Below are 20,272 nucleotides of genomic sequence, written 5' to 3'. Positions count from 1 at the left end.
TCACCCACCGTTCCCGGTGGGGTCGGTGTCCGTGCCGCCGTGGTCGACGGCGTCGTCGGGGATCTCCTCCACCGCCTCCTCGACCATCGCGTCGACCTGCTCGGCGCCCTCCAACTGGTCCTCGGCGATGGCGCGCAGCACGTCGTCGCGGCCCACGTAGCCGAGGAGGGTGTCGCCCTCCACGACCCGGACCGGGGCGGTGCTGGCGGCGAGCATCGGCAGGACCTCGGCCAGGACGGTGCCGGGTTCGGTGGTCGGGCCGTCGGTGCGCTCGTCCGGGTAGGCGTCGCGGACCAGCCACCGGGCGGTGAGCACGGTCGTGCGGGCCACGTCGGAGGTGAAGTCGGCGACGTAGGAGTTGACCGGGCGGCCCACGACCTCCTCCGGGGTACCCACCTGGACGAGCTCGCCGTCGCGCATGATCGCGATGCGGTCGCCCAGCTTGAGGGCCTCCTGGAGGTCGTGGGTGATGAAGACCGAGGTCTTGTTCAGTTCCCGCTGGAGCCGCGCGACCTCGTTCTGCATGTCGCGGCGGATCAGCGGGTCCAGGGCGCTGAACGGTTCGTCGAACAGCAGCACCTGCGGGTCGACGGCCAGGGCGCGGGCCAGGCCCACGCGCTGCTGCATGCCGCCGGACAGTTCACCGGGCCGGGACCGCTCGTAACCGGCCAGGCCCACCATCTCGATCATCTCCTGGGCCCGTTCGTAGCGTTCGGCGCGCGGCATCCCGCGCACCTCCAGCCCGTAGGCGACGTTGTCGATGATCCTGCGGTGGGGCAGGAGTCCGAAGTGCTGGAAGACCATCGCCATCTTGTGGCGTCGCAGTTCGCGCAGGCGCTGTTCCGTGGCGTCCCCGATGTCCTCGCCGTCGAGCGTGACCGAGCCCGAGGTGGGCTCGATCAGGCGGGTGAGGCAGCGGATGAGCGTCGACTTCCCGGACCCGGACAGTCCCATGACCACGAAGGTCTCACCGGGACGCACGTCGAAGGAGACGTCGCGGACCGCGACGGTGCAGCCGGTCTCGTCCTTGATGCGGTCACGGTCGGCCCGTTCGAGTTCGGTGCCGATGATGTCGTCGGCGTTCCTGCCGAAGATCTTCCACAGGTTGCGGACGGAGAAGGTGACGTCGGTGGAGCCCGGGGTGGGGACCGCCTCGGCGGCCGGGGCGCTCATCGGGCCTCCCCCGCGGTGGCGGACCGATCCTCGCGGATGAGGTCGGCGGCGCGCTCGCCCAGGGCGAGCACCATCACCATGGGGTTGGGGGTGGGCAGGGTCGGGAAGACGGAGGCGTCGGCGACCCTGAGTCCGCGCAGTCCGCGCACCCGCAGGCGGGGGTCGACCACGGCGGTCTCGTCGTCCGCGGCGCCCATCCTGCACGTGCCCGCAGGGTGGTACACGGTGTGTGCTGCGCGGCGCCCGTACTCGGACAGCTCCTCGTCGGTCCGGACCTGCGGACCGGGCGCGACCTCGCGCTTGATCCACGATCGGAACGGCTCGGTGGCGGCGACGTCGCGAGCGATCCTCAGCCCGTCCACGATGGTCCTCTCGTCGTATCCGTCGGGGTCGGTGAAGTACCGGAAGTCCAGGGCGGGCTTGGCCGCCGGGTCACTGCTGGTGAGGTAGAGCTTGCCGCGCGAGCGCGAGCGCGGGATGTTCGGGGTCATGCAGACCGCCCAGCCGTCCTCGGGCGAGTCGTAGCCCAGCCGCTTCGTGTTGTCGTCGAAGGGGATCTGGTAAATGTGGAACATCAGGTCCGGGCGGGGGTCGTCACCGTCCTCGCGCCGTACGAACAGGGCCGCGTCGGAGTCCATCACGGTGTTCTCGGGGACCCGCTGGCTGGTCTCCCACATGATGATCGACTCGGGGTGGTCCTGGAGGTTCTCGCCCACACCGGGCAGGTGGTGGTGGCTCTGGATGCCGACGGCGCCCAGTTCCTCCGCGTTGCCGACGCCGGACAGCATCAGCAGGCGGGGACTGTCCACGGCGCCCGCCGCGACGACGACCTCCTGGCGGGCGTTGACCGTGATCCGCTCGCCGTCCTTCGTGGTGGCGCTGACGCCGGTGGCGCGGTCCCCGTCGAACAGGATCCGGCCGACCCAGGTCTCCAGCAGCACGGTGAGGTTCTTCCGCACGTCCATGACCGGGTGCAGGTAGGCCACCGAGGCCGAGGAGCGGTAGCCGGTGTAGGGGTCGTAGGCGATGGACAGGAAGCCCGCGCCCTCGGAGAAGCCGCCGCCGTGGGAGGTCAGGGCGTTGAAGTCCTCGATGACCGGGACGTTCGCCGCCTCGGAGGCCGAGGACACCCAGTCCCTGACCATCGCGTTCCGGTCCTTCTCCGCGATGGGGATGATGTTGCACTTGATGCGGTCGGCGTAGGACTGCACGGTGGCGTTGTCCCAGCCCTCCGCGCCCGCGGCCACCCAGTCGTTCAGGTCCTCGGCGAACGGCCGGAAGCTGATGAGCGTGTTGTGCGAGGAGCAGCCGCCCAGCACCCGGGCGCGCGAGTGCAGGATGTGCGAGTTGCCGTTGGGCTGCTCGGTGGTGGTGTAGCCGTAGTCGAGGTCGCTGTCGAGGACACTCAGCCAGTCGCGGAGCCGGAGCACGTGCTCCAGGTCCCGGTCGTCCGGCCCGCCCTCGATGACGCAGACGCTGGTGCCGGGGTCCTCGGTGAGCCGGTTGGCGATCACCGACCCCGCCGTACCGCCGCCGACGATGACGTAGTCGTAGGTGGTTTCGTTCGTGGACACGGGCCGAATCCTCTCGTTCGTGTGGCTCTGGGGGATGCCGGGGGGAACCGACCTGCGTGTTCTCGGTTGGCATGTGCGTTCCGGGTGCCACGGCCTTCGTGGCACACGAGCTGAGGGAGGGCACCCGCCGACGCGGAGGACGGACCCGCGCCGACGGGTGGCCTGCGGGTCCCGGGCGCCCCCTACGCCCGGAACCCGGAGAGAGGCGTTAGCCGAACCACCGCTGCGGCTCGGGCGAAAGGTTCCGGTAGACGTGCTTGGCCTCGCGGTACTCGTCCAGACCGGCCAGGCCGAGCTCGCGGCCGACCCCGCTGCGGCCGAAGCCGCCCCACTCGGCGCCGGGGAAGTAGGGGCCGTAGTCGTTGATCCACACGGTGCCGTGGCGCAGGCCCGCGGCCACGCGCTCGCCACGGGCGGTGTCGTTGGTCCACACGCCGCCGGAGAGCCCGTAGTCGGTGTCGTTTCCCAGCTCGACGGCCTGGGCCTCGGTCTCGAAGCGCTCGACGGTCACGACCGGGCCGAACACCTCGGTCTGCACGATGTCCATGGAGCGGTCGCAGTCCACGAACACGGTGGGCCGGTAGAAGTAGCCGTCCTGGAGGTCGGCCTCGTCGGGGCGCCTGCCGCCCGCGATGATCCGAGCGCCCTCCTCGACGCCGCGCGCCACGGCCTTCTCGACCTTGGCGCGGTGCTCGGCGGAGACCAGGGGACCGCAGCGCACGCCCTCCTCCTGGCCCCGGCCGATCCGGATGGCCTCGGCCCGGCGGGCGAGCTCGGTGGTGAAGGCGTCGTGGATGTCGTTGTGCACGATGAGGCGCGCACCCGCCGAGCACACCTGGCCGGAGTGGAAGAACGCGGCGCTGAGCGCGTAGTCCACGGCCGTGTCCAGGTCCACGTCGGGGAAGATGATGTTGGGGTTCTTGCCGCCCAGTTCCAGGGCGACCTTCTTGACCGTCTCGGCGGCCGACGCCATGATCCGCCGCCCGGTGACCAGGCCGCCGGTGAAGGAGACGAGGTCGACGTCGGGGTGCTCGGACAGGGGCGCGCCCGCGTCGGGGCCGCTGCCAAGGACGAGGTTGACCACTCCGGCGGGTACGCCCGCCTCGGTGGTGAGCTCGACCAGCTTGGCGGTGGTCACCGGGGTGACCTCGCTGGGCTTGATCACCATGGTGTTGCCCGCCGCGATCGCCGGGGCCATCTTCCAGGCCAGCTGGAGCAGCGGGTAGTTCCAGGGGGTGATCATGCCGCAGACGCCGACGGGCTCGTAGACGACCTTGCTGTGCACGCCCTCGGGCGCGGACACGAGGCGGCCCGCGTCCTTGTCGGCCAGCCCGGCGTAGTAGCGGAAGACGTTGGTGACGTCGTCGACGTCGATCCCGCCCTCCTCGATGGTCTTGCCGGTGTCCAGCGACTCCATGACCGCGATCTCCTCGCGGTCGCGCTGGAGCAGGTCGGCGATCCGTTCGAGGACGCGGCCGCGCTCGTCGGCGGAGGTGCGGCGCCACTCACCGTGGTCGAAGGCGCGGCGCGCGGCGGCGATGGCGGCCTCCGTGTCGGCCCTGCCGCCCTCGCTGACGATGGTCAGGACCGAGGCGTCGGCCGGGTCCAGGATCTCCCGAACGCGTCCGTTCTGCGCCGCCCGCCACTCGCCGTCGACATACAGGCTGGTGGCGGTGGCCGCTCCCGGTTCGGACAGGTACGGCACGGTCGGCAGGGTTACATGGGTCTGGTTCACGGACCCTCTCTGCCCAGGATCGCTTGTCACAAACAGCCTCGTCTCGTAGGTCACATACGCCACAACGTTCCCATAACCCTCGCTGGCCAGGCGGAACAGCGCGTTACGGCACGTCTCGGCCGTGGCTCATATCACCAGCCCGTCTGGACAGACCTACGCCCCGGCCCTCCCCTCGGGTGAGTGGACACACCACCGTGGGCAAGACCGGGACGACTCTTTGACGTGTGTTTGTGTGGAACTCCGACGGTTCCGGACTTTCGGCACGGCCCCCGCGGGAAGGGTCAGGCTGCGGCCTCTTCGGTGACGCGCCGGATGGCCTCGACGGCGACGTCGGGCTGGTCCACGTGGATGTGGTGACCGCTCTCCTGCGCGGTGCTGAGTCGGCTGCGGTCCGAGAGCGCCAGCCACTGCTCCTGGCCCTCGGTCCACACCCGCTCCAGGTCGTCGCCGTACTCGGCGATCTCACCGAGGTAGGGGACCCCGTGCTGGATGACCTCCACCGGGACGTCACCGGCCGAGCCGACCCGCGGGTCGCTGTCGATCACGATGTTCTCCGGGTTCTCGCCCTGGAAGATGGCGAGGTTCTGCGCGCGCACCTCGGCGCCCTCACCGGTGGCCGACTCGGGGATCACCCCGGTGATGTCGTCGATCATCGTCGGCGACGTGGCGTCCAGGAGCACCAACCCGCCGACCCTGTCCGGGTGGTCCGGGGCGTAGCGGGCGGCGATGAGCCCGCCCAGCGAGTGACCGGCCAGGACCACGGGGCCGTCACCGGCGACGTCCTCCAGGACGGCCGTCAGCGTCTCCCCGGCGTCGTCGATGCTCTGCTGCCCCTCCGGCTGGTCGCTCGCCCCCTCGCCGAGGCGGTCGTAGGAGCAGACCCGCTCGTCCTCGGCCAGGGTCTCCTGCACCCCGGCCAGGGTGTCCAGACCGTCGCCCATCCCCGCCATCAGCACGATGACCGGCCTGCCGTCAGACGGCGTCCCGGAGCAGGAGACGTTGACGGAGACGCCGTCGATGTCGAGCGCCTTGCTCCCGGTGAACAGCTGCCCCTCGGTCAGCACCTCCGAGGCGGCGTCCTCCAGGTCCGACCGCGCCTCGTCGGCGGCCGAGCCCAGCTCGCTGCCCACCTCGGAGAGCACACCGCACCCGACCAGCCCGGGAATCGCCGCGGCGCAGCACAGGGCGGACAGGGCGGTCGTCCGGATGGTGCGGAACATGGGGTGCCTCCAGGCGGCGGGGCCGACCGCGTGGGGCGGTCGGAAGGGGAAGTCGGTACGTGCAGAACGCTACGGAAACCGGGGCCCCGGGTCGTCACCTCTGAGTGGACACCTGCTCGTAGCTCGCATGGGGGACAAAGGGAGCGGGGCCGTGGCCCTGCGCCACTACAATTCGTCCGTGACCTGGCTCCGACGTCCTCCCCTGCTGTGGCGGCGGCTCGACGTCACCGTCCGAGACCTGCCCCTGGCCCTGATCCTCCTGTCCGTCTCCTGCGTTCCGGCGCTGCACGGATACGGCACCCAGGTCGGCGGCGTGCCGGACCGCCCCCTCGACGCCCTGGGCGTGCTCGCGCTCACCCTCCAGTGCCTGCCCCTGGCCGGTCGGCGGCGGTGGCCCGCGCTGACCCTGGCCCTGGTGGCGGCGGGCTTCGCACTCGACCAGCTGAGCGGGTACCACCTGATCGCCGGGACCGCGATGCCCATCGCGCTCATGAGCGCGGGCGTCCACCTCGACCGGTACCGGCGCACCACCCTGCTGGTCGGCACGGTGGCGTTCGTGGCGCTGGCCTTGGCGCTCACCCGGTTGGGTGAGGGCGAGACCCCGGCCGAATGGGTGATCTTCTACTTCGCGCACGGTCTGGCCTGGGGCATCGGATCGTGGCTGCGCTCCACCCGCGTGGCCGAGGCCGAACGCCGCCGCCGCCTGGCCGCGGACACCCTGGCCGCCGAACGCGCCCGCATCGCCCGCGAACTCCACGACGTCGTCACCCACCACGTGACCGCGATGGTCGTGCAGACCGAGGCCGCGCGCTACCTGACCGCCGCGCCCGAACGCCTCGACCAGACCCTGGGCACGGTCTCCGACACCGGACGCCAGGCCATCACCGACCTGCGGCAGCTCCTCGACGTGCTCGACCCCGCCCATCCCGCCCCAGCCAACGGCGAGAGGATGCTCGACGTGGTGGAGCGCACCCGCCGGGCCGGTCAGCCGGTGCGGTTCAGCGAGGAGGGGGCGCCGACCGGGACCCTCGACGGCGCCGACCTCGTCGCGCAGCGCGTCGTGCGGGAGGCGCTGACCAACGCACTCAAGTACGCGCACGGCAGCCCCACCACGGTGCGTGTGCGCCACCGCCCCGAGGAGATCACAGTGAACGTCGACACCGAGCGCCCCGGACCCGAGGGGGTCTCCCCCGGGGGCAGCGGGCGGGGCCTGGTCGGACTGCGCGAACGCGTCGAGGTCATGGGCGGCGACTTCTCCGCCGGCCCGCACGGTGACGGTTTCACCGTGCACGCGCGCATCCCCGCGCGGCGATGAGCACCAGGGTCCTGGTCTGCGACGACCAGATGCTGATCCGTACCGGGCTGGTGACCATCATCGGCGCCCAACCGGACATGGAGGTCGTCGGTGAGTGCGGTGACGGTCGGACCGCCGTCGAGCTCGCCGGACGGCTGCGCCCCGACGTCGTGGTGATGGACGTGCGGATGCCCGAACTCGACGGGATCGAGGCCACCCGACGGCTGGCCGGTTCGGGGGTGGAGCACCCCGTGAAGGTCCTGGTGGTCACCACGTTCAACCTCGACGAGTACGTCTACGAGGCGCTGCGCGCGGGTGCCAGCGGATTCCTGCTCAAGGACGCTCCCCCGGACCAACTGCTGAACGGTATCCGTACCGTCGCCTCAGGCGCGGCCCTGCTGGCCCCCGAGGTCACCCGCCAGCTGGTGGGCCGGTTCGCCGCCCGCATCCGCCCCACCCACGCTCCGAAGACGCACCTGCCCCTCACCCCCCGCGAGCGGGAGGTGCTGGGGCTGATCGCGAACGGGCTGTCCAACGGCGAGATCGCCACGAGTCTGTTCATCAGCCAGGAGACCGTGAAGACCTTCGTCTCGCGCATCCTGACCAAACTCGACCTGCGCGACCGCGTCCAGGCGGTGGTGTACGCCTACCGGCACGGTCTCGTCGCCTGACGGGGGGCATACAAATCGGACGACGTGACGTACATTAGGTGTACCTAAGTCGGCTGCTCCGGCTCCCCTAGGGACCGCCGCCCGCGCACCAACCGAGGATTTCATGCTGCTTGAACAGGAACGCCGCGACGTCTGCCTGACCGCACGCGCCATCGCCCAGCACCCGGGCGCGGCCCCCGGCGAGGCCGGTACCGTCAGCGTCCGCAGCGGCGACCTTGTGGTCGTCACCCCCCACGGTGTCCCCCTGGACCAGCTCCAGCCGATCGACTGCCCGGTGATGTCCCTGGACGACCGGATGCTGGAGGGTCGGCGCGACCCCGCCGCCGAGACCACGCTCCACCTGGCCGTGCACCGCCACGCCGCCGAGCACGGACGCGAGGCCCTCGCGGTGGTCAACGCGTTCACCGCCGACACCGCCGCGGTGTCCTCGGTGCTCCCCGAGCTTCCCCCGATCCACCACCGCGCCGCAGGGCTGGGCGGCGCCGTGAGCGTGACCCCGTACATGCCCTACGGCACCGGCGACATCGCCGACCAGGCGGTCAAGGCCCTCAAGGGCCGCGACGCCGCTCTGCTCGCCAACCACGGCGGGGTGGCCCTGGGGCGCGGTCTGGAGCACGCCCTGGACAACCTGCGGCTGCTCGACTGGCTCTGCGCCACCTACCTGCGCGCCCGCCAGCTCGGCCAGCCCCGGGTCCTGAGTGAGGACGAACTCGCCGAGGCCCGTCAGCGCGACACCTTCGGCTGGGCGGGCCCCGACCCGTTCCTCTAGGCCGAAGGGCACGGCCCCGGACCGTCAGTCGGAGGGCCGGTCAGCCGTCAGCCGGTCACTGGCCGATGCGCGGGAAGGGTTCGGTGGAGAAGACGACCTCGACCGGGACCTCGAAGTACCGCGCGATGCGCAGCGCCAGGTGGAGGCTGGGGCTGTACTCGCCCCGTTCCAGGTAGCCGACGGTCTGGTAGTGGACCCCGAGGGCCTCGGCCAGCTCCCGACGGGAGACGCCGCGCTCGGCTCGCAGCATCGCGATCCGGTTGTGGATCGTCTCGGATCCAGGCGCCCTGGCGGAGCGTCCGTTGGTCTTCTCAGTGGGCACGCTTCATCGCTTCCTCTCGGGCCGCCTGTACCCGCGACCCCGACGTACGCCGGGCCATCCGCGGCAGCAGCCACAGCGCCACCGCGAACCCGACCAGCGCCCAGACTGCCAGAACCCCGGCGACCTGGGGCAACTGCCAGGAACCGGCGAGTTCGTAGGCGGCATGGGAGTCCGGAAGAACCGCGGCACGAATTCCCAGGCCGAGCCAGTACACGGGCAGCAGCAGGCCGAGGGCCTGGACCCAGTCAGGCAGGATCCCGAGGGGGAACATCACTCCGGAGACCATGACGACGGCGATCGAGGGGACGATCGCGAGGGAGGCCCCCAGACGCGGGTTGTCGATGAGCGACCCGAGGATCGCCCCGACCGGTGCCAGGGCGAACATGCCCAGCACGCACACCCAGAGCAGGGTGGCCCCGTCGGCACTGCTCCGGAACCCGAAGCCCTCGACGAACAGGACCCCCGGAACGACCATGAGGGCGATGGCCGTGACCGACATCGCCGTCATGTGCACGACCTTGGCGACCGTGTATCCCACCAGTCCGTGGGGGACCGCCTTGGCCCGCAGCAGTGTGCCGTCCTCGCGTTCGGTGGCCAGGACCTGGAGGACGGCGGTGACACCGAGCATGACCAGGGTGAAGGCGACGGCCCCGCTGAGTACCACCGCTCCGATCGGTGAGGCGTCGCCCTCCACGCCCAAGGAGTCGAAGACCACGGCCATGCCCACGAACAGGACCGGCACGTACAGGTAGCTGAACATCTCCTGGCCGCTGCGGAAGGACTGCCTGAACTCGATCCGGCCCCGGGAGAGACCGGCGCGGACCGCGTTGAGTCGGGCGTTCATCGGATCTCCTTGGCGAACTCTTCGGCGGGCCGGCTGGCCTCCCCGGCCTCATGGCGTTGGACCATGGCCAGGTAGACGTCCTCCAGGGACGGTCGGGTGACTCTCAGTTCTGTGATCCCTTCCCCGTGGACGGCGTACAGCTCCGCTATGTGCCGGGCGGGGCTGTCGGTGCTGTGCAGGTGGCGCTGTCCGTCGACCGTCCAGGTGACCTCACTGTCCTGTTCGACGAGGGAGGCCAGTTGGTCGGGACTGCCGTCCGCGACGATCCGGCCCCCGGCGAGGAGCAGGATGCGGTCCGCGATCCTGGCCGCCTCGTCGAGGTCGTGGGTGGTGAGCACGATGGTGGTGTCCTCCTCGTCGGCGAGCCGGAACACGAGGTCGTGGAAGTCGCGGCGGGCCCGGGGGTCGAATCCGGCGGTGGGTTCGTCGAGGAAGAGGAGTTCGGGGCGGCCGACGATACCGATGGCGACGTCGAGGCGGCGGCGCTGCCCTCCCGAGAGGTTCCGAACTCGCTTGGCGGCGTGTTCGCTGAGGCCGACGAGCTCCAGGAGGGCGTCGGTGTCGTGGGGGCGGACCCGTTCGGCCGAGGAGTGGGGGGCGTAGAACCGGCCGAAGTGGTGGAGGAGGTCGCGCACCCTCCAGGAACCGTGGTCGCGCCAGGACTGGAGGACCACGCCGATCCGCGCACGCCACTCCTCGTCGCCGTGGTCGGGGTCCGAGCCGAGGACGTCGACCTCCCCGGCGGAGCGGCGGCGGAAGCCCTCCAGGATCTCGACGGTGGTGGTCTTGCCCGCGCCGTTGGGTCCCAGGAGCGCGAGGATCTCGCCGCGCCGGGCGGTGAGGTCGACCCCGCGCAGGACCCGGTTGTCGCCGTAGTCCATGCGCAGCCCGCTGACCCGTACCACGGCTTCGCCCCGGCTTCCGGAGGCCAGGGCCGCGGCCCTGGCCAGACCCGGTGCCATGTGGCCTGTCATGGAACTCCTCCTCTTCGTCGCCTTCCTTGGATCTTTGATAGTACATGTACTACATAAGAGAGCATGGTGAATATCACCGGGGCGACAGGACCGCGAGGAGGAGCAGGGGTGGGTCCGACCCGTGGCGACGCAGGTCAACGCCGGGGACGAAAACGGGGTGACCGCATCCGGCCATGCCGCATCCGGGTACGGGTACTCAGGCATGCGGCATGCTCGAACCTGAGAATGGTGCCGACTACCCAACCCGCACGGCAGGAGGCCCCCATGCGCTGTAGCTTCATCAGGCTCCTCGTGAACGACTACGAGGCCTGCTTCCGCTTCTACGCCGACACCCTCAAACTCCCCGTGCTGTGGGGCGACGAACAGAGCCGTTACGCCGAGTTCGACGTGCGGTCGGGCACGCGGCTGGCCCTCAACCAGCGCGAGGTGATGGCCGAGGCGCTGGAGACCGACACCGCGGATCCGGCCCTGCCCCACCAGGACCGGCTCGCGGTGATCTTCGAGGTGGACGACGTGGACGAGACCGCCGCGGGGCTGGTCGCGGACGGCGCCCGTCAGGTGATGGAGCCGCGCGACTGGACGGCGTGGGGCATCCGCGCCGCGCACTTCCGCGACCCGGACGGCTACCTCCTGGAGGTCAACAGCCCCCTGATCCCGCTGCCCGAAGGGGTCTGACTCAGGCCGCGACGTGCTCCATGAGCAGCTCGTTGACCCGGTCGGCGCGCTCCACCCCCAGCAGGTGCGCGGCGCCGGAGACCACCTCGAACCGCGCCTCGGAGATGCCGTCGGCCAGGCGGCGCCCGTGCCCGGGAGGCAGCAGGGGGTCGTGCGCGGCGGAGGCGACCAGGGTCGGCACGCGCACACCGGAGACCAGGTTGCGCTGGTCCATCCCGGCGAGGGCGTCGCAGATCGACGCGTAGGCGCCCGGATCGACGGTGCCGAAGTCCTCCGTGAACCGACCCGCCACCTCCGGTCGGTCCTCGGTGAGGTCGGGGGTGAACCAGGGCAGGACCACGTCGGCGGTGACCGAGTCCATCCCGCTCTCACGCACCTGGGCGGCGATGCGGCCCCAGCGGTGTGTGGGAGGGGTGCGGGAGGTTCCGGCGAGCAGGGCGAGCCGCTCCAGGGTGCGCGGTGAGTTGGCGGCGATCCACAGCAGCAGGGAGCCGCCCATGCCTGCGCCGACAGCCGAGACCCGCGTGAATCCGCGGTCCTCCAGGATCCCGAGGACGTCCAGCGCCAGGTCCTCCACCGAGTAGGGCCCCTCGGGCGCCGGGGAGAACCCGTGACCTCTGTGGTTGATCCGCAGCACCTGGCGGCTTCGGGTCAGCTCGGGCATCTGGGGTTCCCAGACCGACATCTTCGTTCCGAACGGCGGCACGAGCAGCACGACGGGCGCGTGCCTGGGGCCGTCGAGCCGGTACTGGAGCGGAATCAGGGCCATGGAACCTCCGGGTCGCCAGACCGCCAGGTTATCCACAGTGCTTTCAATGAGGCCAGAAAACCCGGTCATGCCCAGCCAATGGAGGCCAGTGCCTGACCGCCACGCTTCCTAGAGTCGAGGCGACGAGACGGACGCGGAGGAGTTCCCATGGTTGAGGTCAGCGAGAAGAAGAACCAGGTCGAGGTCGAGCGGGAGGCGCTGCTGGCCTTCCTGGCCCAGCAGCGGGCCTTCCTGCTCACCACCCTCCAGGGGCTGACCGAGGAGCAGGCCACCCGGCGCACCACCGCGAGCGAGCTCACCCTCGCGGGGATCGTGAAACACCTGAGCTCGGTGGAGAACGGGTGGCGGACCTTCGTCAAGGAGGGCCCGCAGGAGGTCGACTACGAGTCCCAGGAGACACAGGAGTTCCACGAGAACAGCTTCCGCCTGATCGGCGAGGAGACCCTTGAGGGGACCCTCACCGCCTACGAAAGGGGCGCCGAGGAGACCGACGCCTACTTCCGCTCCCTGCCCCACCTGGAGATCAGCCAGAAGCTCCCGCCCGCGCCGTGGTTCCCGGAGGACGCCTCCTGGACCGCCCGTGACGTGCTGATCCACCTCATTCGGGAGACCGCGCAGCACTGCGGCCACGCCGACGTCATCCGGGAGTCCCTGGACGGTCAGAAGACCATGGGCTGACGAGCAACACGACACGCCCGGTAGTGCACGGGTCACGCTCCGCGTGCGGGACGATGGGCTGACCCCATCCCCGAGCGGCGAGGAGCGCGGCGTGAGCGCGACCTGGATCGACATCGACGACGAGGCACTCCGGGAGACCATGCGTTTCTCCGGAGCCCGCACCCGGGACGACGCGGTCAACCTGGCACTGCGGGTGTACGCGGCGCGCCACCGGAGCCGGACGGAGACCCTCCGGGAGCGCAAACGGAGTGAGCCCGCGCCCGGGGCCCGCCGGGGGAAGCAGGCCTGAGAGCGGGGTCACCAATCGGTGGCCCCGCCCCCTTCTGGTCAGCGCGGAACCAACCGGAGCCCGGGATCCGGACGCACTCTGGTGGGGCACAGGAAAACGGGGACGTTCCCACTGAAACAGTGGAAACGTCCCCGTCCACGAGGTGGCGAGGGTCGCCTCCGCATCCCCCCTCAAAGTACGGAGGCAACCCTCGCTCTGGGAAGCGGCCTGCGACTCCTCCCCCCTGGAGTCGCGGCCTGAAAGGTCTGCCACGTGGAAGCGATCTTGTCGTTCCGCGTTGTTAGAGACACTACCCACCACACCCACGAATAACAACCCTGTGTCACGAGAAACTACTTAAAGTGATCGTCATTCCTGGGGCGTGGCCCGGCCAAGCGGGGTGTGGGCATCGTCAACACGGGGTCATGAGCGGCCGCTCGGAGGGCGGACATAGCCTGGTCGGGTGAGATCTCCGCTCTTGAGCCCGCGCTGGGTCGGCCTGCACCTGCTGGCCGTCCTCGTGGTCGTCGTGTGCGTCGCCGGCACCTACTGGCAGGGCACCCGCGCCTTCGAACCCGACCGCGACGTCATCACCAACCCGGTCGAGGACCTGGCCGACGCCATCCCCGTCTCCGACCTGGGTGAACCCGGCGAGTTCCTGCACCCCAACCTCACGACCAACACGGCGGTCGAGGTGTCCGGACACTTCGACGCGGAGTCCCAGCTCCTCGTGCCCCGGCGCCTGGACGGGGTCGAGGGCTACGTGCTGGTTCTTCCCCTCGTCACCGAGGACGGGGTGGCCATGACCGTCAGCCGTGGCTGGACGGAGGACGGCACCGGGCTCCCGCCCGTCCCCGAGGGGGACGTCACCGTCACCGGTTGGCTCCAGCCTCCGCAGGACGCCGCGGAGGGGGTCGTCCCCATGGGCTCACCCGAGGTGGGGACGGTCGAGCGGATCGCCCCGTCCGTTCTGGTCGGAGAGTGGGACCAGCGCCTCTACGCGGCCTACGTCACCCTGCCCGAGAGCGAGCCCGCCGTCGACGGGCTCACCCCGGTGCCTCCGCCCGAGCCGCCCACGGAGTTCACGGTCAACTGGCGCAGCCTCAGCTACGCCGTGCAGTGGGCCATGTTCGGCGTCTCCGCCGTGGTCTTCTGGATCATCCTGATGCGCCGCGAACTGGCGGAGGGACGCACCCGGAAGACCGGGGATCAGCCCGTGGTCGCGGGCTCCTGAGCCTGCCCGGTCTGCCTTCCGGCGGCCAGGTCCCTGGCCTGCTCGGACCTGACCACCCGGTGCTCGACCACGAAGCCGAGGACCGGGATGGTGCCCGCGAGCACGACGCCCAGGGTGCGGCCCGCGCCCCAGCGGCGGTCCAGGGCCACCCACAGCACGACCAGCACGTACGCCATGTAGATGTAGCCGTGCGGCATGACGATGTAGAGCATCAGCGGCGACTCGGGGCCGAACCAGTGCTCCCATCCCTGGGGGGCTCCGACCAGGTGGAACATCGAGTCCTCACCCACCAGGTACTTCGCGGGCATGGCCAGGAAGGTCAGACCCAACAGGAAGACTCCCGTGATGTACGCGAGCACCCGGTACAACGCGAACGACACACGCCTCTTGTCCACTGCGATCTCACCCATTCAACGACTGCGCCCCGAGGAGGTCGGGTCCCCTCCATCGAGGCTAAGCGGTGTCCCGCACAGTGGGCCCCTGGGGTGGGCATGCTCGGAGAATCTCACATTTGCGCAGGTAGCGAGGGCTACCTGGGGCCCTTCTGGGAGACCCGGGTGGGACTGCTCCATCGGCCGTCGGACTCGGCGGTCCAGGCCTTGGGGATCATCCGCAGGGCCAGGTAGGAGTCCACGATCCGGATCGGGAAGAAGAACAGGCCGTAGAAGAGGTACGAGGGCCGCCGTCGGACCATGGTCATGACGCAGGTGAGCACGTAGTCCGGGACGAGCAGGCCGATGGCCAGGGCCGTCAGCGGCAGGAACGCGGTCACCGCCGTGAACCCGTCGGAGAGGAACGGCACCCCCGCCAGCACCTCACCGCCGAACGTGCCCAGCAGTACGAACAGGGCGATCGCCACCGTCACCAGGAACAGCACCGAGACCAGCACGACCTCCACGATGTACAGGGCCAGGGCCACCCAGAAGAGACTCGGCCACACCTTGTGCCTGCGCACCGTCTGCCAGAAGCCGAGGGTCCAGCGGCCCACCTGCTTGCGGTAGTCCCGGAACGTGAACGGGTCCTGGCTGTAGGCCTTGGTGTCCGGCCGCATCGAGACCCGGCCGAGGCGCTTGTGGTGCACCTCGAAGGTCATGTTGAAGTCCTCGATCACCAGCCCCGGGGGGTTGACGGTGATCTCCCTCAGGGCGCGGCTTCGGTACACGCTCGCGAACCCCGGCACGATGAAGGCGACGTTGGCCCGCTTCCAGGTCTGCCCGAAGCGCATGAAGTACTGGAGCATGAAGTAGAGGCGGTCCCGGTAGGCCGAGATGATCCGCCCGACCAGGCCGCGCTCCCCGGGCTTCCACTCCGAGACGACGAAGCCCGCGACGGCGGCCACACCGGGGTCCTGGAGTTGACGTTTGGCGCCCTCCACGTACCCTGCGTCGAGTTCCGTGTCGGCGTCCAGAATCAGGACACCGTCGTAGTTTTCGGTCAGTGAGAATTCCTCGATGACCGCCTCGATGGCCCCGGCCTTGCCCCGGTTGGTGAGGAGTTCGAGGACGTTCACGCCGGTCCTGGCAGCGATGTCGGCGGTCGCGTCCCGGGACGAGTCCGAGACGACGTAGACGTCCCAGCGGGCGAACAGGCCGAGGGCGGAGGAGATCGCGGTGTCGATCACCGGCTCCTCGTTGTGGGCCGGGATGATGACGGCGAGGGTGATGTCCTCGGGGTCCTCCGCCACCAACGCCCCTCCCGGGGCCACGGTGTCGACGGCGCGCCTCCCTGCGTGCCCCGTTCCCTCGGCCGGCGAAGCAGCGCCCCCGGGCGCGCCCGCACCCACGAGCAGCCGCTGCCGTTCGCGGCCCCCGGTGACGCTCCGCCGCCGGTCCTCGGGACGTCGGCGCAGGGCGGCACGCGCCCCGCCCTCGGCCAGCCTGATCAGGCCGACCACGGTCCACAGCAGCAGGTTGAGGCCGAAGGCCATCCACAGGAAGACGTACCCGAGGGCGCCGATCCCCGCGGCGGCGGCCATGGTCGACGCGAAGTCGAACCAGTAGACGAACAGCGCGACGGCCAGCACCAGGGCGATCAGCCCGGTCAGTAGCCCACCGATGAAACGCACGATACGCACAGCCCTGCGAACCTCCGAATGTTATCGGTTTCGGACCGACATTAACCCGCAAAGTCGGCGATAGGTTGACGTCCTACACGACTGGTGGGTTCACCCGGGTTCGCGTCCTATGTAGGCCACGCAAATCGTATACACGGGCTTGCGTGAGGTGGTACCCATTAGAAGATATTTGCGGCGAGGTGCCGGAGGGGCCACCACCCCCGGTTTATACGAGGCCTCATGGGGCCCCGGTAAATCCCCCTCGCGGCCGACCGACGAGTTAAGGAGAACGCCCGGCGTGATCGGCGAGCCACGATCCCCCGCGCCAGATCCCGCGCACGGCGGCCCGGGTCCTGACCTCGGGAGCCCCCTCCCGAACAGCCCGGACGGCGCGCGCCTGCGCGTGGCCGTCCATCAGCCGCACTATTGGCCCTGGCTGGGACTGATCGACAAGATCGACCGTTCTGACCGATTCATCATGCTTGACACGGTTCAGTTCGAACGTCGGGGTTGGCAGAACCGAAACTACGTTGCCGGACAGGGCGATCCGGTCCTTCTCTCCGTGCCCGTCACCCAGGCGAGTCGCGACGAACGCATCCTGGACAAGAAGATTGACAACACACAGAAATGGCGCAACAAGCACTTCAGGGCACTCTCTGAACACTGTTACCGCAAAGCGCCTTACTGGGACGTTTACCGGGAAGAAATCGCCCAACTGTACGAAACGGAGTGGGAGGGCCTCGCGGACCTGGCCATCGCCACCACCCGCCTGCTGACACGGGCGTTCGGTGTCGACACACCCGTCCTGCGCGCGAGCGAGCTCGGGGACTTCCCCGGGCACAAGAGTGAGCTGTTGGCCCAGATCTGCGCCAAGGCGGGAGCGGACACGATGCTCTCGGGCGACGGCGCGAGGGACTACCTCGACCCCGAGGTGCTGAACCGCTACGGGGTGGCCATCGAGTGGCAGGACTTCCGCCACCCGGTGTACCGCCAGCACACGCGGGGACCCGCCGACGACTTCGTGCCCCGCCTGTCGGCGATCGACCTCCTGCTCAACGCCGGACCGGACGCGCCGCGCGTGCTCCGTCAGGCGAGAACGCGCGGCTGACACCGATCAGCGAGCGGGCACCGTCCGCCCGAGCCAACGGGCGGTGGCCCCGGCGGCCCGGGTGACGACCGATCGCCCCACTTCGGCAAAGGACGGGAAACAGGCATGACGACGGACTGGTCACAGGAGCGCCTCCTGGTCTACTCCCCCCACCCCGACGACGAGACCCTCGGCTGCGGCGGCCTGATGCACAAGGCCAAGCGCGCTGGCGCGGAGGTCTTCGTCCAGTTCCTGACGGTCGGCGACACCGCCGACCAGTCCGTGAAGGGCTTCTCCACGGCCGAGGAGCGCCACACCGAGATCAAGAAGGTCTCGGAGCACTTCCGCTGGGACGACTGGCACATGGCGCTCCCGGGCGACGAGCACCACCTGAGGCTGGACTCGGTCCCCCGGGTGGACCTGACACGGCTGATCGAGCGGGACAGCCCGCTCTCCGTCGCTGCCCTGCGGCCCACCGTGGTGCTCGTGCCGCACCACACGAGCTACAACCAGGACCACCAGGCCGTGGCGGAGGCCGTGCACACCGCGCTGCGGCCCTCGAACAACGGTCTGCGCCACCATCCCCGCATGGTGCTGTCCTACGAGGAGGCCGCCGACCAGTGGCGGTTCGAACCCGTGGGCTCCCCCAACCTCATCGTCGAGCTCGACGAGCAGGACCTGGAGGCCAAGCTCCAGGCCATGGAGCTGTACGGCTCCCAGAGTCACGAACACCCCCACACCCGTTCGGAACTCACCCTGCGCAGCCTCGCCGTCCTCAGGGGCATGCAGGCCGGGGTGGCCCTCGGCGAGGGCTACCACGTCCTGCGCCACCTGGCCTGACCGGAGCGACGACTCGCCGACTCCCCCATCTGCTCCCTCACCTGTCACACGAAGCCCACCCCCCGTGAAGTACGGATCACCTACACCACCCGTAGTGGAGGGAAAACCATGAAGGCCGTCATCACCGGTGGAGCCGGGTTCATCGGCTCCCACCTGTGCGACCACCTGGTCGCGCGGGGACACGAGGTCACCGTCCTGGACGACCTCTCGACAGGTTCACTGTCCAACCTGTCCCAGTTGAAGGGTTCTCCCGCTTTCCGGTTCGTCCAGGGGGACATCCTGGACCGGGAACTCGTGGACCGACTCGTCGCGGAGGCGGACACCGTGTTCCACCTCGCCGCCGCCGTGGGGGTCTACAACATCGTCGACAACCCGCTCCGTTCGCTGCGGATCAACCTGCACGGCACCGAGAACGTCGTGGAGGCCGCGGTGCGGCACCGTGTCCCGTACATGATCGCCTCGACCAGCGAGGTCTACGGCAAGAACGACGCGGACGGCCTCAAGGAGGGTGACGACCGGATCTACGGATCGGCCACCAAGAGCCGCTGGTCCTACGCCGCCGCGAAGGGGCTGGACGAACTGGTCGCCTACGTCCACGGTGTGGAGTCCGGCGTGCCCTGCGTCATCACCCGCTTCTTCAACGTGGTGGGGCCCAGGCAGACCGGCAGATACGGCATGGTCGTGCCCCGGTTCGTCGACCAGGCCCTGTCCGACGAGCCCATCACCGTCTACGGCACGGGCACCCAGCGCCGCTGCTTCGGTTCGGTGTTCGACGTGGTGCCCGCGATGACCCGGCTGATGGACACCCCCGAGGCGTACAACCAGGCGGTCAACCTGGGCGGGCACGAGGAGGTGTCGATCAGGGGCCTGGCGGACAGGATCGTCGAGCTGACGGGGTCGGGCAGCTCGATCACCTTCCTGGACTACGAGGAGGCCTACGGCGAGGGGTACGAGGACATGCAGCGCCGCTACCCGGACACCTCCCTGGCCGGGCGCCTGATCGGATACGAGCCGACACTCGACCTCAACGCCATCATCGGGTCGATCGTCGAGCACCGCCGCTCGGCCCGCTCGGTCCCGGCACCCGCCTAGGCCCTGTTTTTTGGATCATTCCTCCCACCCGTCGTCCGCCCGCGCGGCGGCGACGGCCCCGGCCCCGGCACGGGGACGTCACGAGGCCCGGCCCCCGCCTCACGGCAGCAGCACCGTCGCCACCACGAACAGGGTCAGGGCGAGCACGCCAGCGCTGAGCAGGACCATCGCCCAGGGCCGGGCCACGCTCAGCGGTGGCCGCCCCGTGCCCGGCTCGCGGAGTCCGTGCCGGGTGTGACGCCACCGCAGCCACAGGTGCAGCCCGAGTCCGGCGCCCAACAGCAGGGTGAAGGCCATGACTCCCGCCCGGAGCGCGGGCGACACCTCGGGCACGACGGTGGAGCCGGGGTCGAGCGGCCCCCGCAGGTAGACCAGGCCCACCACGGTGAGCAGGATGAGCACGCGCTGCCAGGAGAGCAGTGTGCGCTCGGGCTGGAGCCCCGGGTCGCGGCGCACCTCCCCCGGATTCACAGCAGGTTCCCCAAGAGCACCATGAGGCAGACCACGCCCACCGCGAACGTGGTGATCAGCGGCAGCAGACTCATCGGGAGGGGCTGGCCCAGGCGCATCACGCGCTGCACGCGGTACCAGCGCAGCGGCGCGTACACGGTGACGACACCCGCGAGCACGGCCAGCAGCAGCCCCACCAGGGTGCGCGGCGTCTCGTCCCAGCCCAGCGGAAGCAGGTGGAGGACGGCGACCGCGCCCGCGAGCAGTGCCAGGGCGGTCCGGATCCACGCGAGGAAGGTACGTTCGTTGGCGAGGGTGAAGCGGTAGTCCACGCCCTGCTCGTCCTCCGGCGCCTCGGAGCTCATCGGTCCCCCCGGTTTTCGGCGTTCGGCCCACAACGGAAGCTCCGGTCACGACAATGAACCCGTGCCCCGCAGGCCGACACTAACCGTGTTCGCTCTTTCCTCCCAAACAGGTATGCAACACGTGTTGTGTCGGAAACCACCGGTCCGGCGGACGTGCGTGGACCACCTCCGAGGCATGTGGAACA

Annotated in this window: 22 protein-coding genes; 10 read left to right on the top strand and 12 right to left on the bottom strand. The window is 69.9% G+C overall.

What is annotated here, in order from left to right; all coding sequences use genetic code 11:
- The 4 genes from ADX84_RS10060 to ADX84_RS10045 all read right to left on the bottom strand — a co-directional run bounded on the left by ADX84_RS10060 (position 1) and on the right by ADX84_RS10045 (position 5,702).
- The gene (locus tag ADX84_RS10060; protein WP_049571093.1) at positions 1 to 1,173 is read right to left on the bottom strand and encodes a glycine betaine/L-proline ABC transporter ATP-binding protein; all 1,173 of its coding nucleotides are present in this window, start codon (positions 1,171 to 1,173) and stop codon (positions 1 to 3) included.
- Entirely contained in the window at positions 1,170 to 2,747 is a 1,578-nt protein-coding gene (locus ADX84_RS10055) for a GMC family oxidoreductase (RefSeq protein ID WP_049571091.1), read from the bottom strand. Before ADX84_RS10055 ends, ADX84_RS10060 begins: the two co-directional genes overlap by 4 nt.
- A gap of 208 nt (positions 2,748 to 2,955) precedes the next feature.
- Positions 2,956 to 4,482 (bottom strand): aldehyde dehydrogenase family protein, encoded by a 1,527-nt coding sequence (locus ADX84_RS10050; RefSeq protein WP_049571087.1) that lies wholly within the window; start codon positions 4,480 to 4,482, stop codon positions 2,956 to 2,958.
- Positions 4,483 to 4,763: 281 nt separating this feature from the next.
- Positions 4,764 to 5,702, bottom strand: coding sequence for an alpha/beta fold hydrolase (locus tag ADX84_RS10045; protein WP_049571084.1), 939 nt, complete (start codon positions 5,700 to 5,702; stop codon positions 4,764 to 4,766).
- A 178-nt stretch (positions 5,703 to 5,880) separates the two neighbouring features.
- Between ADX84_RS10045 and ADX84_RS10040 the strand changes: the two genes are divergently transcribed.
- From ADX84_RS10040 to ADX84_RS10030, 3 genes are all read left to right on the top strand, one after another.
- Entirely contained in the window at positions 5,881 to 7,017 is a 1,137-nt protein-coding gene (locus ADX84_RS10040) for a sensor histidine kinase (RefSeq protein WP_049571184.1), read from the top strand.
- Complete coding sequence (locus ADX84_RS10035) at positions 7,014 to 7,667, top strand: response regulator transcription factor (protein ID WP_049571082.1); 654 nt, start codon at positions 7,014 to 7,016, stop codon at positions 7,665 to 7,667. Before ADX84_RS10040 ends, ADX84_RS10035 begins: the two co-directional genes overlap by 4 nt.
- 103 nt (positions 7,668 to 7,770) lie before the next feature.
- Positions 7,771 to 8,436: a class II aldolase/adducin family protein gene (locus ADX84_RS10030; RefSeq protein ID WP_049571079.1), complete on the top strand. Its 666-nt coding sequence runs from the start codon at positions 7,771 to 7,773 to the stop codon at positions 8,434 to 8,436.
- Positions 8,437 to 8,491: 55 nt separating this feature from the next.
- Here the strand turns inward: ADX84_RS10030 and ADX84_RS10025 are convergent, their stop codons facing one another.
- From ADX84_RS10025 to ADX84_RS10015, 3 genes are read right to left on the bottom strand one after another with little or no spacing between them, the layout of a single operon-like run.
- On the bottom strand, positions 8,492 to 8,758 hold the full coding sequence (locus ADX84_RS10025) for a helix-turn-helix transcriptional regulator (RefSeq protein WP_049571074.1): 267 nt from the start codon (positions 8,756 to 8,758) through the stop codon (positions 8,492 to 8,494).
- Positions 8,748 to 9,602, bottom strand: a complete 855-nt coding sequence (locus tag ADX84_RS10020) for an ABC transporter permease (RefSeq protein WP_049571072.1) — start codon at positions 9,600 to 9,602, stop codon at positions 8,748 to 8,750. Before ADX84_RS10020 ends, ADX84_RS10025 begins: the two co-directional genes overlap by 11 nt.
- Positions 9,599 to 10,564, bottom strand: a complete 966-nt coding sequence (locus ADX84_RS10015) for an ABC transporter ATP-binding protein (protein WP_049571070.1) — start codon at positions 10,562 to 10,564, stop codon at positions 9,599 to 9,601. Before ADX84_RS10015 ends, ADX84_RS10020 begins: the two co-directional genes overlap by 4 nt.
- A 276-nt stretch (positions 10,565 to 10,840) precedes the next feature.
- On the opposite strand from ADX84_RS10015, the gene ADX84_RS10010 reads away from it, so the two are divergent.
- Positions 10,841 to 11,251 (top strand): VOC family protein, encoded by a 411-nt coding sequence (locus ADX84_RS10010; RefSeq protein ID WP_049571066.1) that lies wholly within the window; start codon positions 10,841 to 10,843, stop codon positions 11,249 to 11,251.
- Between the two features lies 1 nt (position 11,252).
- Here the strand turns inward: ADX84_RS10010 and ADX84_RS10005 are convergent, their stop codons facing one another.
- Positions 11,253 to 12,020, bottom strand: coding sequence for an alpha/beta fold hydrolase (locus tag ADX84_RS10005; RefSeq protein ID WP_049571065.1), 768 nt, complete (start codon positions 12,018 to 12,020; stop codon positions 11,253 to 11,255).
- 147 nt (positions 12,021 to 12,167) lie between these two features.
- On the opposite strand from ADX84_RS10005, the gene ADX84_RS10000 reads away from it, so the two are divergent.
- From ADX84_RS10000 to ADX84_RS09990, 3 genes are all read left to right on the top strand, one after another.
- Positions 12,168 to 12,698, top strand: coding sequence for a DinB family protein (locus ADX84_RS10000; RefSeq protein WP_049571062.1), 531 nt, complete (start codon positions 12,168 to 12,170; stop codon positions 12,696 to 12,698).
- A 91-nt stretch (positions 12,699 to 12,789) separates the two neighbouring features.
- Positions 12,790 to 12,987, top strand: coding sequence for a type II toxin-antitoxin system VapB family antitoxin (locus tag ADX84_RS09995; protein ID WP_049571059.1), 198 nt, complete (start codon positions 12,790 to 12,792; stop codon positions 12,985 to 12,987).
- Positions 12,988 to 13,429: 442 nt separating this feature from the next.
- Positions 13,430 to 14,200 carry an SURF1 family protein gene (locus ADX84_RS09990; RefSeq protein WP_049571055.1) on the top strand — a complete coding sequence of 257 codons (771 nt, stop codon included), beginning with the start codon at positions 13,430 to 13,432 and terminating at the stop codon, positions 14,198 to 14,200.
- Here the strand turns inward: ADX84_RS09990 and ADX84_RS09985 are convergent.
- Entirely contained in the window at positions 14,176 to 14,610 is a 435-nt protein-coding gene (locus tag ADX84_RS09985; protein WP_199776542.1) for a DUF3817 domain-containing protein, read from the bottom strand. The genes ADX84_RS09990 and ADX84_RS09985 overlap by 25 nt on opposite strands.
- Before the next feature lie 119 nt (positions 14,611 to 14,729).
- Positions 14,730 to 16,274 carry a glycosyltransferase gene (locus ADX84_RS09980; RefSeq protein ID WP_049571051.1) on the bottom strand — a complete coding sequence of 515 codons (1,545 nt, stop codon included), beginning with the start codon at positions 16,272 to 16,274 and terminating at the stop codon, positions 14,730 to 14,732.
- Between the two features lie 376 nt (positions 16,275 to 16,650).
- On the opposite strand from ADX84_RS09980, the gene ADX84_RS09975 reads away from it, so the two are divergent.
- The 3 genes from ADX84_RS09975 (at position 16,651) to ADX84_RS09965 (ending at position 19,272) form a co-directional block, all read left to right on the top strand.
- On the top strand, positions 16,651 to 17,361 hold the full coding sequence (locus ADX84_RS09975; RefSeq protein WP_049571179.1) for a WbqC family protein: 711 nt from the start codon (positions 16,651 to 16,653) through the stop codon (positions 17,359 to 17,361).
- Between the two features lie 105 nt (positions 17,362 to 17,466).
- Positions 17,467 to 18,180: a PIG-L deacetylase family protein gene (locus ADX84_RS09970; protein WP_049571047.1), complete on the top strand. Its 714-nt coding sequence runs from the start codon at positions 17,467 to 17,469 to the stop codon at positions 18,178 to 18,180.
- Positions 18,181 to 18,288: 108 nt separating this feature from the next.
- On the top strand, positions 18,289 to 19,272 hold the full coding sequence (locus tag ADX84_RS09965; RefSeq protein ID WP_049571043.1) for an NAD(P)-dependent oxidoreductase: 984 nt from the start codon (positions 18,289 to 18,291) through the stop codon (positions 19,270 to 19,272).
- A 99-nt stretch (positions 19,273 to 19,371) separates the two neighbouring features.
- Here ADX84_RS09965 and ADX84_RS09960 read toward each other — a convergent pair whose 3' ends face one another.
- Together ADX84_RS09960 and ADX84_RS09955 are read right to left on the bottom strand one after the other, a co-directional pair.
- Positions 19,372 to 19,743: a DUF202 domain-containing protein gene (locus ADX84_RS09960; RefSeq protein WP_049571040.1), complete on the bottom strand. Its 372-nt coding sequence runs from the start codon at positions 19,741 to 19,743 to the stop codon at positions 19,372 to 19,374.
- On the bottom strand, positions 19,740 to 20,087 hold the full coding sequence (locus ADX84_RS09955) for a YidH family protein (RefSeq protein ID WP_049571037.1): 348 nt from the start codon (positions 20,085 to 20,087) through the stop codon (positions 19,740 to 19,742). The genes ADX84_RS09960 and ADX84_RS09955 overlap by 4 nt, the downstream gene beginning before the upstream one ends.
- Positions 20,088 to 20,272 lie beyond the last annotated feature (185 nt).

The organism is Nocardiopsis sp. SBT366 (assembly GCF_001083815.1).
Lineage (GTDB): Bacteria > Actinomycetota > Actinomycetes > Streptosporangiales > Streptosporangiaceae > Nocardiopsis > Nocardiopsis prasina.
This window is presented reverse-complemented; position numbering and strand designations above follow the sequence as displayed.